The sequence below is a fragment of the Streptomyces sp. bgisy159 genome (assembly GCF_057707805.1).
Genome location: NZ_JBYIQX010000031.1, coordinates 40,888 through 52,611, shown reverse-complemented (window position 1 = coordinate 52,611; position 11,724 = coordinate 40,888). Strand labels below are relative to the sequence as shown.

14 protein-coding genes are annotated in these 11,724 nt (G+C 72.3%); 5 read left to right on the top strand and 9 right to left on the bottom strand.

Annotated elements, in window-relative coordinates:
- Nucleotides 1-51 precede the first annotated feature (51 nt).
- A complete protein-coding gene (locus AC3ET3_RS25825; protein ID WP_432136385.1) occupies nucleotides 52-579 on the bottom strand; it encodes a hypothetical protein in 528 nt (175 codons plus the stop codon).
- Nucleotides 580-687: 108 nt separating this feature from the next.
- Nucleotides 688-1,626: a tRNA (adenosine(37)-N6)-dimethylallyltransferase MiaA gene (miaA, locus tag AC3ET3_RS25820; protein WP_432158093.1), complete on the bottom strand. Its 939-nt coding sequence runs from the start codon at nucleotides 1,624-1,626 to the stop codon at nucleotides 688-690.
- A 135-nt stretch (nucleotides 1,627-1,761) separates the two neighbouring features.
- Here miaA and AC3ET3_RS25815 point away from each other — a divergent pair, with 135 nt between their 5' ends.
- The gene (locus tag AC3ET3_RS25815) at nucleotides 1,762-2,064 is read left to right on the top strand and encodes a hypothetical protein (protein WP_432158094.1); all 303 of its coding nucleotides are present in this window, start codon (nucleotides 1,762-1,764) and stop codon (nucleotides 2,062-2,064) included.
- 25 nt (nucleotides 2,065-2,089) lie between these two features.
- The gene (locus tag AC3ET3_RS25810) at nucleotides 2,090-2,350 is read left to right on the top strand and encodes an antitoxin (RefSeq protein ID WP_432136283.1); all 261 of its coding nucleotides are present in this window, start codon (nucleotides 2,090-2,092) and stop codon (nucleotides 2,348-2,350) included.
- Between the two features lie 89 nt (nucleotides 2,351-2,439).
- Here the strand turns inward: AC3ET3_RS25810 and AC3ET3_RS25805 are convergent, their stop codons facing one another.
- The 6 genes from AC3ET3_RS25805 to AC3ET3_RS25780 all read right to left on the bottom strand — a co-directional run bounded on the left by AC3ET3_RS25805 (nucleotide 2,440) and on the right by AC3ET3_RS25780 (nucleotide 8,348).
- Entirely contained in the window at nucleotides 2,440-3,168 is a 729-nt protein-coding gene (locus AC3ET3_RS25805) for a class III extradiol dioxygenase subunit B-like domain-containing protein (protein ID WP_435612976.1), read from the bottom strand.
- Between the two features lie 40 nt (nucleotides 3,169-3,208).
- Nucleotides 3,209-3,601, bottom strand: a complete 393-nt coding sequence (locus tag AC3ET3_RS25800; RefSeq protein WP_432136281.1) for a hypothetical protein — start codon at nucleotides 3,599-3,601, stop codon at nucleotides 3,209-3,211.
- Between the two features lie 45 nt (nucleotides 3,602-3,646).
- Nucleotides 3,647-5,176: a tRNA (N6-isopentenyl adenosine(37)-C2)-methylthiotransferase MiaB gene (gene miaB, locus AC3ET3_RS25795; protein WP_432158096.1), complete on the bottom strand. Its 1,530-nt coding sequence runs from the start codon at nucleotides 5,174-5,176 to the stop codon at nucleotides 3,647-3,649.
- 268 nt (nucleotides 5,177-5,444) lie between these two features.
- Nucleotides 5,445-6,530, bottom strand: a complete 1,086-nt coding sequence (locus AC3ET3_RS25790) for an ABC transporter substrate-binding protein (RefSeq protein ID WP_432136279.1) — start codon at nucleotides 6,528-6,530, stop codon at nucleotides 5,445-5,447.
- 82 nt (nucleotides 6,531-6,612) lie between these two features.
- Entirely contained in the window at nucleotides 6,613-7,491 is an 879-nt protein-coding gene (locus AC3ET3_RS25785; RefSeq protein WP_432136278.1) for an ABC transporter permease, read from the bottom strand.
- Nucleotides 7,488-8,348 carry an ABC transporter ATP-binding protein gene (locus AC3ET3_RS25780; RefSeq protein ID WP_432136277.1) on the bottom strand — a complete coding sequence of 287 codons (861 nt, stop codon included), beginning with the start codon at nucleotides 8,346-8,348 and terminating at the stop codon, nucleotides 7,488-7,490. The genes AC3ET3_RS25785 and AC3ET3_RS25780 overlap by 4 nt, the downstream gene beginning before the upstream one ends.
- Nucleotides 8,349-8,624: 276 nt before the next feature.
- On the opposite strand from AC3ET3_RS25780, the gene AC3ET3_RS25775 reads away from it, so the two are divergent.
- Together AC3ET3_RS25775 and AC3ET3_RS25770 are read left to right on the top strand one after the other, a co-directional pair.
- A complete protein-coding gene (locus AC3ET3_RS25775; RefSeq protein WP_435612975.1) occupies nucleotides 8,625-9,323 on the top strand; it encodes a sensor histidine kinase in 699 nt (232 codons plus the stop codon).
- A gap of 6 nt (nucleotides 9,324-9,329) precedes the next feature.
- Nucleotides 9,330-10,019 (top strand): response regulator, encoded by a 690-nt coding sequence (locus AC3ET3_RS25770; RefSeq protein WP_435612974.1) that lies wholly within the window; start codon nucleotides 9,330-9,332, stop codon nucleotides 10,017-10,019.
- Nucleotides 10,020-10,100: 81 nt separating this feature from the next.
- Here the strand turns inward: AC3ET3_RS25770 and AC3ET3_RS25765 are convergent, their stop codons facing one another.
- Nucleotides 10,101-10,514, bottom strand: coding sequence for a pyrophosphohydrolase domain-containing protein (locus AC3ET3_RS25765; RefSeq protein WP_432136274.1), 414 nt, complete (start codon nucleotides 10,512-10,514; stop codon nucleotides 10,101-10,103).
- Nucleotides 10,515-10,604: 90 nt separating this feature from the next.
- On the opposite strand from AC3ET3_RS25765, the gene AC3ET3_RS25760 reads away from it, so the two are divergent.
- The gene (locus tag AC3ET3_RS25760; RefSeq protein WP_432158100.1) at nucleotides 10,605-11,603 is read left to right on the top strand and encodes a TAXI family TRAP transporter solute-binding subunit; all 999 of its coding nucleotides are present in this window, start codon (nucleotides 10,605-10,607) and stop codon (nucleotides 11,601-11,603) included.
- Nucleotides 11,604-11,724 lie beyond the last annotated feature (121 nt).

The window sequence follows — 11,724 nt, the reverse complement described above, 5'->3', positions numbered from 1 at the left end:
CGTCGCGCGGGCAGCCCCCGCAAGGCGCCGGTCGGGGCGGTGCCGAGCAGGTCAGCGCAGTCGGGCGACCCGCCACACGGCCAGCACCACCACCGCGGCCACCACCACCGCGTAGGTGAGGATCACGCGCCAGTCGGGGCGGCGGCCGGATCCGCGCTGGGGCAGGCCGGGCCAGGTGGAGCCCACGCGGCGGGCGGCCATCATGCCCCAGCCGGCCGCGCAGGAGCAGATCAGCAGACCGAGCATGGCGGTCATCGCCCCGCTGTCACCGAAGTCGAAGGCGAGCGGGAAGGCGAACATCAGGGAGCCGGCGGCGGCGAGCGCGACGATGGGCGCCAGCTGCCAGATCCGCATCCGGCGTTGCGGGCGCAGCTCGACCTCGACCTCCGGGCCGCTTTCGAAGATCTCCTCGGGGTCCGGGCCGTCCTCGGTCACGCCGTCGGGCGTGTCGTCGTCCGGCCCGTCCGGGCTGAGGTGCTCGTCGGCAAGGTCCGCACGCAGGTCCGCCGACTCCGCTTCCTCCCGCTCGGGGGTGACGGATTCGGTGCTTCGTGCGGTGTCGCGAGGGCCGGCCTCCATCGCCACGCGCCCTCCCAACTCGGACTCCACTTGGTCGATCGAAGTTTGATGATGGCACGGCGCCGGAGGCCCGGATGACGGCCTGGGCGTCCCGATGCCATGACGTGATCAGGCTGTAACCGGTCGTTCGACCAATGCCAGGGCGCGCCGCGGAAGTTCCCGGAGGTCCGTGGCGGCCCCACTCAACCAGTTCACCCGGGGATCGCGCCTGAACCATGAATCCTGGCGGCGCGCGAAGCGCTTGGTGGCACGTACGGTCTCCGCCCGTGCCTCGTCCTCGGTGCACTCGCCGGCCAGCGCCGCGAGCACCTGCTGGTAGCCGAGCGCTCGCGACGCCGTACGCCCCCCGCGCAGGCCGTGCGCCTCCAGTGCGCGCACCTCGTCCACGAGGCCGGCCGCCCACATCCGGTCGACGCGGCGCGCGATGCGCTCGTCGAGCTCGGGCCGTGCCACGTCCACGCCGATCTGGATGGTGTCGTAGACGGAGTCGTGGCCGGGCAGGTTGGCCGTGAACGGCTTGCCGGTGATCTCGATCACTTCGAGCGCCCGGACGATCCGGCGGCCGTTGCCGGGCAGGATGGCGCGCGCGGCCTCGGGGTCGACGGCGGCCAGCCGCGCGTGCAGGGCGCCGGAGCCGCGCAGCGCGAGTTCCTCCTCCAGCCGGGCCCGCACCTCGGGGTCGGTGCCGGGGAACTCCAGGTTGTCGACCGCACCGCGCACGTACAGTCCGGAGCCGCCGACGAGGATGGGCCAGCGGCCCTCGGCGAGCAGGGCGTCGATCCGGGACCGGGCCAGCCGCTGGTACTCGGCGACGGAGGCCGTCACGGTCACGTCCCAGATGTCCAGGAGGTGGTGCGGCACACCGCCGCGTTCCTCGGGCGTCAGCTTGGCGGTGCCGATGTCCATCCCTCGGTAGAGCTGCATGGAGTCGGCGTTGACGATCTCGCCGTCGAGTCGCTGGGCCAGGAAGACGCCGAGATCGGACTTTCCGGCCGCGGTCGGTCCGACGACGGCGATGACGCGGGGGGCGGGGGGTGCACTGCTCACCGGAACAGTCTCCCAAACCTCCGGCCCTGCCCTCGAACGAGCTACGTGACGGTGCGGGCCCGGCGTCGTTGCCCGTTGCGAGGTTTTCCGGCGCGACGCGGGATGCCGCCCGCACGAGTAACGTATGGAGTTGATATGGGCGTTTTTGCGCGACTTCTTCGGAGGTCGAAGACCACTGAGGAGGCGGTCTCGGAGCAGGTGGCCACGGCGGCCACGACCACCGCCGAGGGGCCGGCCGACCCGGCCGGGCCGGGCACGGCCGAGGTGACCGGGGACACTGCCGCCCCCACCGAAGAGCCGTCGGCACGGCCGGAGGCGGCCGCCGACACGGCGGAAGCGGCACCGGAGACCGACGCGGACGTCGGTGTGGGAATCCCCCGTCAGCAGTCCGCCGAGGCGGGCGCCGACAGCGAGGCCGGCGAGGGCGCCCGCACGTGACCCGCCCCCCGAGGGAAGGTGACCCATGGGTCTGCTGAACGAAATGAAGGCCAAGCTCGCCCCCGCGAAGGACAAGGTGTCCAGCCTCGCTCACCAGCACGGGGGCAAGGTGCAGCACGGTCTCCACAAGGCGGCGAAGGCCGTCGACGAGAAGACCAAGGGCAAGTACAGCGACCGGATCCACGCGGGCACCGACCGGGCGAAGGACGCCGTGGACCGGCTGGCGCACAAGGACCGCGGCGGCCGGGCGGCTCCGCCGCAGGACTCACCACCGCCGGCCTCCTGAGCGGCACCGATCCCGCCCGCCGGATCACCGGACGGCCGCGAAAGCCCCTGCTTCGCGGCCGTCCGGTATCTCCGGGGCGGGTCCGGCGGCTACGACCAGGCCGCCACCAGGTAGCCGACGCCGTACGGTGCGGCCTCGTACAGCAGGGCGCCGGTCAGGTCGGCCCCCTCGGCGGCACCGGCGAGGATCTGCCAGGGCACGCGGCCGGATGCCATGAGCTGCCGGGCCAGTTCGACGTCCAGCGCCTTGAGGGCGTCGATGTCCGCCTCCGCGAGGGCGCGGGCGACGGACGCGTCGAAGGGCGCCGCCCGTTCGTCCAGGTAGCCGGGGGCCTTGAGGGTGCGGCAGGCGCTGGCGTCGCCCATCACCAGCAGCGCCACCCGCTCGGCCCGGGCGGCGATGTCCCGCCCGGCCTCGGCGCACCGCTCGGCGGGCAGCGACTCCCCCACCCCGAGCGCGTCGATCGGTGCGTCCGCCCAGCCCGTGCGCCGCAGCAGCCACGCGGCCACGGCCAGCGACGGCGGCAGCCGGTCCTCGGACGGCGCAGGGGACTCGGTGTCCGGTCCGGGGCGGCCCAGCCGTACGTCGAGGGCCACGCCGAAGCCGCGGAACGATCCCCAGGTGCCCTCGGGATGCGCGCCGCGTCGGTCCGGCCCGGCCGGTCCGACGACCACGAGCCGGTCCGGGCGGGCGGCGGCGAGCACCCCGAGCGCGTCCGTGCAGGCGGCGCGGGCCGCGTCCATTTCGGGCGCGGCGCCCGCGGCGACCTCGGGGACTAGCAGCGGAGGGCAGGGGCAGACTGCGGCGGCGACAAGCATGATCGGCAGGGTAGCCGCCGGGCCGCCCGCCGCGCGTTCGTCAGAGCCCCCAGCGGGAGCGGCGCCCGGCGCGCCTGGCCGCCTTCTCGGCGGCCTTGCGCTCGGCCTCGGCCTGTCGCTCGGCCTCGCGGGCGGCCGCGATCCGCCGTGCCTCCTCCACGCTGTCGTACAGCACCTCGGCGACCGCGAAGCGGCAGCCGTAGCTCCGCATGGAGCCCTCCTTGACCAGCAGGAAACCCTCGCCCGTCCGATACAGGCGGGTGCTGACCGCGTTCATCGGGTGCTCTGGCGAGTACGAGCGGGCGTGCTCCTCCAGCCGTGCCATGGCCTGCTCGTGGGTGCCGGTGACGTGTTCCAGGACCTTGGCCGCGTAGGCCTTGCGGTCCCCCATCCCCGTGGTCTCCTCGACGATCAGCCCCCAGTGCCGTTGCACCGTGCCCTCCCCCGTAGCCGTGCTTCCTGGTGAACCGGGCGTGTCTCAGTCGCGGCCGCAGCCGGGCGCCGCCGCGACCGGCAGCGGCTCGGGCACGCCGACCTTCGGCAGGCCCAGCATGACGCCGGCGGCCCGGGCGGCCTTCTCCGCGGTGCGCTTCTCCCAGGCGTCACCGGCACGCGTGCGGCGCACGTCGAGAACGGCTCCCTCGGCCAGGAGGTGGTGCGGGGCGGCGTAGGTGATCTCGACCGTGACCACGTCGCCGGGGCGCACCTCCTGGTCGGGCTTGGTGAAGTGGACCAGGCGGTTGTCGGGGGCGCGACCGGACAGGCGCTGGGTGGCGCCGTCCTTGCGGCCCTCGCCCTCGGCGACCATCAGCTCCAGGGTGCGGCCGACCTGCTTCTTGTTCTCCGCCCAGGAGATCTCCTCCTGGAGGGCGACGAGACGCTCGTAGCGCGCCTGGACGACCTCCTTGGGGATCTGGTCCTCCATGGTCGCGGCGGGCGTGCCGGGCCGCTTGGAGTACTGGAAGGTGAACGCCTGCGCGAACCGGGCCTCGCGGACGACGTGCAGGGTCTGCTCGAAGTCCGCCTCGGTCTCGCCGGGGAAGCCCACGATGATGTCGGTGGTGATGGCGGCGTGCGGGATGGCGGCGCGGACCTTCTCGATGATCCCCAGGTAGCGGTCCTGGCGGTAGGAGCGGCGCATCGCCTTCAGGACGGTGTCCGAGCCGGACTGCAGGGGCATGTGCAGCTGCGGCATCACGTTCGGCGTCTCGGCCATGGCGGCGATCACGTCGTCGGTGAAGTCCCGCGGGTGCGGGGAGGTGAAGCGGACCCGCTCCAGGCCCTCGACGGTCCCGCAGGCGCGCAGCAGCTTGCTGAAGGCCTCCCGGTCGCCGATGTCGGAGCCGTAGGCGTTGACGTTCTGTCCGAGCAGGGTGATCTCGGAGACCCCTTCGCCGACCAGGGCCTCGACCTCGGCGAGGATGTCGCCGGGGCGGCGGTCCTTCTCCTTGCCGCGCAGGGCCGGGACGATGCAGAAGGTGCAGGTGTTGTTGCAGCCGACGGAGATCGACACCCAGGCCGCGTAGGCGCTCTCGCGCCGCGTCGGCAGCGTCGACGGGAACGCCTCCAGCGACTCGGCGATCTCGACCTGGGCCTCCTCCTGCACGCGCGCGCGTTCCAGCAGGACCGGCAGCTTGCCGATGTTGTGGGTGCCGAAGACGACGTCCACCCAGGGCGCCTTCCGCACGATGGTGTCGCGGTCCTTCTGCGCGAGGCAGCCGCCGACCGCGATCTGCATGCCGGGGCGCGACGCCTTCCTGGGGGCCAGGCGGCCCAGGTTGCCGTACAGCCGGTTGTCGGCGTTCTCCCGCACCGCGCAGGTGTTGAAGACCACGACGTCCGCATCGCCGTCCGAGCCCTCGGGCGCGCGCACGTATCCGGCGTCCTCGAGGAGACCGGCCAGTCGCTCGGAGTCGTGGACGTTCATCTGACACCCGTAGGTGCGGATCTCATAGCTCTTGGGTGCGGGAACGTCCACTGCCGGGCTCCGGTCGCTGCTGCTGGTCATGGCACAAGGGTAGGCGGTCCCGGAGGACGTCCGTCTATGCGGCCCGTCCGGCTCTGGGCGGCCTGTTCGGCGAAGCGGTCGGGTAGGTCCCGGACAGGACGCCGGGCTCCTTCGCGTGGCGGTGTGCGGCGGGGTGCGGCGGGGGCCGACGGTACGGCGCGGCCGGTGTTGCTCCGACCGGGGCCGCCCGGGCGACCGTCGTGCGGGCGGTGGCCGCCCCGGCGGTCGCGGGCAGTGGCCGTCCGAGCGGCCCGTGTGCGCCGGTGTCTCAGCCGTCGGACCCGGCCGGGGTCGTCGTGGTGGTGAAGCCCAGCTTCTTGTTGGCGGCGAGGGCGAACTCGTTGGTGAACGTCTTGCCGAGGTCCAGCGACTCCTCCGCCTTGCCGACCATCACCTCGGTCGCCAGCACGGTCTTCGGCCCACCGGCCGGCATGATCCCGTCCGGCAGGAACTGGCCCTTGTCCTCGTTCAGCGCCTTGATGTAGTCCTCCTTGGTCACCAGTTCGTTCTCCACGAACGACTTCGGCAGCTTGTTCGCTATGTCGGCGGCGCTGTGCGTGTTGATCCACTGCATGGTGGCCACGAGGGCGTTGACGACCTTCTGCACCGTGTCCTTGTGCGAGTTCACCCAGTCGGTGCGGGCGAGTACGGCGGCGGCCGGCCACGCACCGCCGAGCGCCTCCTTGGCGCCGTCGACGGTGGCCAGGTTGATGGCGGAGGCGCCGACCCCCTTCTTCTCGATCGCGGTGACCGTCGGCTGCGTGGTGATGACGCAGTCCGCCTTGCCGTTCTGCAGTGCGGCGATGGCGGTGGAGCCCGCGCCGACGGCGATCCGGTGGAAGTCGTCCTCCTTGACGCCGTTCTGCGCCGCCATGAACTTGGTGAGGGTGTCGGTGCCCGAGCCGATGTCGGTGACGCCGAGCGTCTTGCCCTGGAAGTCGGCGGCCGACTTCACCCCGCTCTTCGTCGTGCACATCTCGCGCTCGCCCGGCGCACCGGACAGTTGGACGACCGACTCGATCCCCTTGCCCTTGGCCACGAAGTCGATCGCGTGCACGTACCAGGCGCCCGCCATGTCGACCTGGCCCGACGCCATGGCGATGTCGGCACCGACGCCGCCGTTCGCCTCGTTGCTCAGCTCGACCTTGACGCCGTACTTCTCGTAGAAGCCGAGGCTCTCTGCGAGCTGGTAGGGCAGGTAGATCTGCTTGTCGATGCCGCCGACCATGAGTCTGACGGTCGGGGTCCCGCCGGAGCCGCCGGAACCGGAGTCGGCGGCGCTGCTGGAGCAGGCGGTGGCGGCGGCGAGGCTGAGAACGGTGACGAGCGACGCGGTGAGGGTCCTCTTGGACATGGCGGCTCATTCCTTTCGGGTCCGCCGGGGACGCGGACCGCTGGAAGGGGTGGGGGAGGGGGGAGGGACGGGAAGGTGGGTCTCAGAGGCCTGCGGCCTCGGAGGGCGACGGCGGGCGCCAGGACAGCAGCCGGCGTTCGAGCTTGCCGATCAGCCACTCGGCGCCGAGGACGATCACCGAGATCACGAGCATGGTGGCGAACACGCCGTTGGGGTCGAAGTTGTTCTGGGCGGTCTTGATGACCAGGCCCAGTCCGCTCTGCGCGCCGAGCACCTCGCCGACCAGCGCACCCACGATGGCGAAGCCGAAGGCGCTGTGCAGGCTGGCGATGATCCAGGTCAGTGCGGAGGGCACGACGACGTGCCGGATGATCTGCAACTGGGAGGCGCCGAGCACCCTGGCGTTGGCGAGGATGTTGCGGTCGACCTCGCGCACGCCCTGGAAGGCGTTGAAGAAGACGATGAAGAACACCAGCACCGCGGCGAGCAGGATCTTCGGGGTCACGCCGATGCCGAAGGCCACGATGAAGATGGAGCCGAGGACGATGCGCGGGATCGCGTTGACCATCTTGATGTAGGGGCCCAGCACATCGGAGAGGTAGCGGCTCTGCCCGAGCGCGACGCCGAAGACGACACCGGTCAGCGAGCCCAGGACGAAGCCGAGGAGCGCCTCCTGGATGGTGGTCCAGATGTTGGAGTAGAAGGAGCCGAACCCGGTCCCGTTCTGGAAGAGGTCGATCAGCCGCTCCCAGATGCCGGAAGGCTGGCCGAAGAAGAACGGGTCGACGATGCCCCAGGTGGTGAACGCCTGCCAGCCCCCGATGATGAACACCGCGAGGCCGATGCGGCCGGCCCACACCAGGGCGGTGCGCCGCCGGAGGGCGCTGCGGGCGGCGGCCGCGGCCGAGTTCTTCGCAGCCGGGGCGACGGCGGGGGCGGACGGGGTGGTCGTCGTGCTCATGCCTGGCCTCCGGCGGTGCTCGCGTAGGCGCGCTCGACCTCTTCGCGCAGCGTGTCCCAGATCTGGTGCTGGAGTTCGATGAAGCGGGGCTGGAAGCGGATCTCCTGGACCGAGCCGCGGGGGCGGGGCAGGTCGATGTCGAAGACCTCCTTGACCGACCCGGGGCTGGACGTCATCACCACCACCCGGTCGGCCAGCGCCACGGCCTCGTCGAGGTCGTGGGTGATGAAGATGACGGACGGGCGGATCTGCTCCCACAGGGTCAGCAGCTCGGTCGACATGATCGCCTTGGTCTGCACGTCCAGGGCGCCGAACGGCTCGTCCATGATCAGGATCTTGGGTTCGTTGATCAGCGCGGCGGCCATCGCCACGCGCTTGCGCATACCGCCGGACAGCTGGTGCGGGTAGCGGTCCTCGAAGCCGGCGAGGCCCACCCGGCGCAGCCAGTCACGGGCCTGGGCGTGCGCCCGCTGCTTGGGCACACCACGGAAGACGGGGCCCATGAGTACGTTGCCGAGGACCGTCTTCCACGGCAGCAGCGCGTCGGCCTGGAACATGAAGCTGACGCCGTCGGTGACGCCGTCGACCTCACGGCCGCCGACCCGGACCGATCCCTCGCTGGGCCGGTCGAGGCCGGACACCATGCTCAGCGTCGTGGACTTGCCGCAGCCGGTGGGACCCACCACGGCGCAGAACTGACCGGGTTCCACGGTGAACGACACGTCGTGCAGAGCCGTGAACACCTCACCGGCAGGGGTCAGGAACCGCTTGGTGAGCCCGGAGATCTCGACACGCGCGTCGGCACGCTCTGTCACACCGGAGACCGGGCTGGTCGCGACATCGTTTCGCGAAACCATGGGGCCGTCTCCTTCCTTCTCGACGGTGCCTCGGACGTTCCTTGGACGTTCCTCGGAGGCTTCTCCGAGGCCGAGGCCAGGCAGACGCTAGAGGCGGCCGCCCGTTGCGTCGCTGTTTCCGAGGTATCTCGCGAAAGTTGCGTAAACCCGGGTTCTGCTCGTTCTGCGCGGTGGACGAGGGGTAGGCAGCCCCCCGCCCGTCAGACACAATCGCGCCACCACGGGTCCGGCACAGGGCCGGCCCGGCACGACGCACGCCGGAGCGAAGAGGCACCTGTGACCCCGACCGACGCCCTGCGGGCCCAGCAGCACGAGTGCGCCGACCGGATGCGCACACCGGCCGTGCTGCTGGACGTCGGCGAGCCCGACTCCGCATACGAGTACGCGTACGCGTACGACTCCGCGTACGAGTACGCCATCGACACGGCCCGTTCCGGGCCGGCCCTGACGGATGAGGTCCGCCGGCGTACCGGCCATCGGCCGATGGCCGGACTCATCGCGGCGAAGAGCACGGTCGCCGCCGAGCGCGGGGTGCGGATCGACCTCACCGGCGGTCCCTCGCTCGGTGACGACCCGCCCCACCGGCTCCGGCTGCTGACCGTCGTCGGCCACCTGCTCGACAACGGCATCGGCACGAGGGCCGAGGCCCCGTCCCCCCGCGGCGGGCGCCGGGTGCGGCTGACGGTGGCCGAGAACGACCGGCGGATCACCGTGCGCGCGGCGGACAACGGTCCGGGCGTGCCGCCCGGCACCGCCGGGTCGATCTTCGAGGACGGCTGGTCGCCCCGCCCCGGCCGGGGCGCCGCCCGCCGCGGGCCGGCCTGGCCCGGGTGCACCGGCTGGTGCGGCGGCACGGCGGCACCATCACCGTCGCGGAGGGGCCGGGCGCGGTCCTCACGGCCGTACGGCCGCTGCCGGACGCCACGTCCGCCCCGCGGAGCGCACTGTTCACGACGGCATTGTCCTGGGAGGTGAGGGCCGATGATCCGGACCCTGGTGGTGGACGACGACTTCCGGGTCGGGCAGATCCACGCCAACTACGTGCGTCGGGTCGAGGGCTTCGAGGTGGTGGGCAGGGCGGCCACCGTGGCCGAGGCGCTGGCGACGGTCCGTGCGCTGCGGCCCGACCTTCTGCTGCTGGACGTCTTCCTGCCCGACGGCAGCGGGCTGGACGTGCTGCGGCAGCTCAGCCAGGACCAGGGCGAAGCCCGCCCCGACGCCCTGATGATCACCGCCGACCACGACATGTCCTCCGTCCGTGCCGCGATGAAGCTCGGCGCCGTCGGCTACCTGGTGAAGCCCTTCGGCTCCGCGGACCTCACCGAACGGCTCACCGGCTACCGCCGGCTCCACGACCGCGTGGACGCGCTCAGCCGGACGACCGCCGCCGACCAGTCCGACGTGGACGCCCTGTTCAGCGCCGCCCGCCCGCCCGCCATGCCCCGGTCCCCGGCCAAGGGCCACTCCGCGCACACCCTCACCGCGATACAGCGGGCCGTGCACACGGCAGGCACCGCTCTGTCGGCCGCCGAGACGGCCGAGAGGACCGGCGTCTCCCGCGCCACGGCCCAGCGGTACCTGTCCTACCTGGTCAAGGAGGGATCGGTCCGGCTGGAACTGCGCTACGGCACGACCGGCCGTCCCGAGCACCGCTACCGCATCGCCCGCTGACGTCGGGCCACGGCACCCCCGGACAACAGGTCACGCTCGCCGCGCTGCGGTGTCCGGCCCGGCCCTCGGACCTCGGCCCGCTCAGGTCCCCGCCCCGTGCCGCGGTCTCCAGCCCTGACGCCGCAGCACCTCCGCCACGTCCGGTGCCTCGTAGTGCTCCCCCTTGAGGACCTTGCCGTCGGCCCGGCGCGCGACCTGGCCGTCGGGGCCCAGCTTGGTCATGTTGGAGCGGTGGATCTCGGCGATCACCTGGTCGAGGTCGATGCCGTGCACCAGGGCCGTGCCGTACGCGACGTAGACCACGTCCGCGAGCTCGTGCGCCAGCCGGTCCAGCGGGCCGCTCACCGAGACCTCGGCGACCTCCGCGGCCTCCTCCGCGAGCAGTTCCCCGCGGTGCGCGGCCAGCTCCGAGGGCACCTCCGTCGGGGTGTCACGGGCGTCGAGACCGAAGGCGTGATGGAACTCACGGACCAGGCGGGCGGGCGAGGAACTCATGCGCCCGACTGTATCGGTGGCCACCGACGCCCCGGCCGCTGTGGTCCCCGCCCTGTTCAGCGGCCCGTTCGGCCTGGCAGGATCGCCGCCATGTCCAGGCTCTCCTTCCACCTCGACCGGCGGCGCGCGCTGTGGTCCGCGGCCGCCGGCACGGTCGTGCTCGGGCTGCTGCTGTGGTGGCTGCTGCCGCTGGGCGAGGAACCGCCGAGCGGGACGATCACCTTCAGCACCGGAACGACGGCCGGTGTCTACCAGGAGTACGGCAGCAGGCTGCGCACCGAGCTGGCCAAGGACATGCCCGGGCTCAAGGTGAACCTGCTGGACAGCAACGGCTCGGGGGAGAACGTCCAGCGGCTGGTCAGCGGCCGGGCCGACGTCACCATCGCCGCGGCCGACGCGGTGGCGACGTACGAGTCCGACCATCCGGGCTCGGTGTCCCGGCTGCGCGGGGTCGCCCGGCTGTACGACGACTACGTGCAGCTGGTCGTGGCGCGCGACTCGGACATCCGGACGGTCGCCGACCTGCGCGGCAAGCGGGTGGCGACGGGGCTGCCCCGCTCGGGTGTGCGGCTGATCGCCAACCGGGTGCTGGAGGCGGCCGGCCTGGACCCCGACCGGGACGTCACGGCGGTGTCCGAGGGCATCGACACCGGGCCGCGGCGGCTGCGGGACGGGAAGATCGACGCCTTCTTCTGGTCCGGCGGAGTGCCCACCAGCGGCCTGCGGGAACTGGCCGACACCTTCACGTTCCGGTTCGTGCCGATCGACGCGGACCTGGTGGCCCGGATGCACCACAAGGACGAGGCGACCAGCTACTACCGCGCGACGAACATGCCCGAGTCGGCCTACCCCACGATCCAGAACGGTGCCGCCGTGCCGACCATCGCGGTGTCCAACCTGCTGGTCACCCGGACCGACATGGATCCCCGGCTGGCCGAGTGGCTGACCCGGACGGTACTCAAGAGCCGTGACGAGATCGGCGCCCACGTCCACTCCGCGCAGCTGGTCGACCTGCGCACGGCGATCTACACCGACCCGCTGCCGCTGCACGAGGGGGCCCGCCGCTACTACCGGTCGGTCAAGCCGTGAGCCGCGTCCGCTTGCCCGGCCCCGGCCCCGGCGGCCGTGGCCGGGCCCGTCCGGGCTCCACCGTCCCGCGGCGGTCCGGCGGCGCCGCGGTCCGCCCGCGGCCGCTCTCCATGCTGCCGCC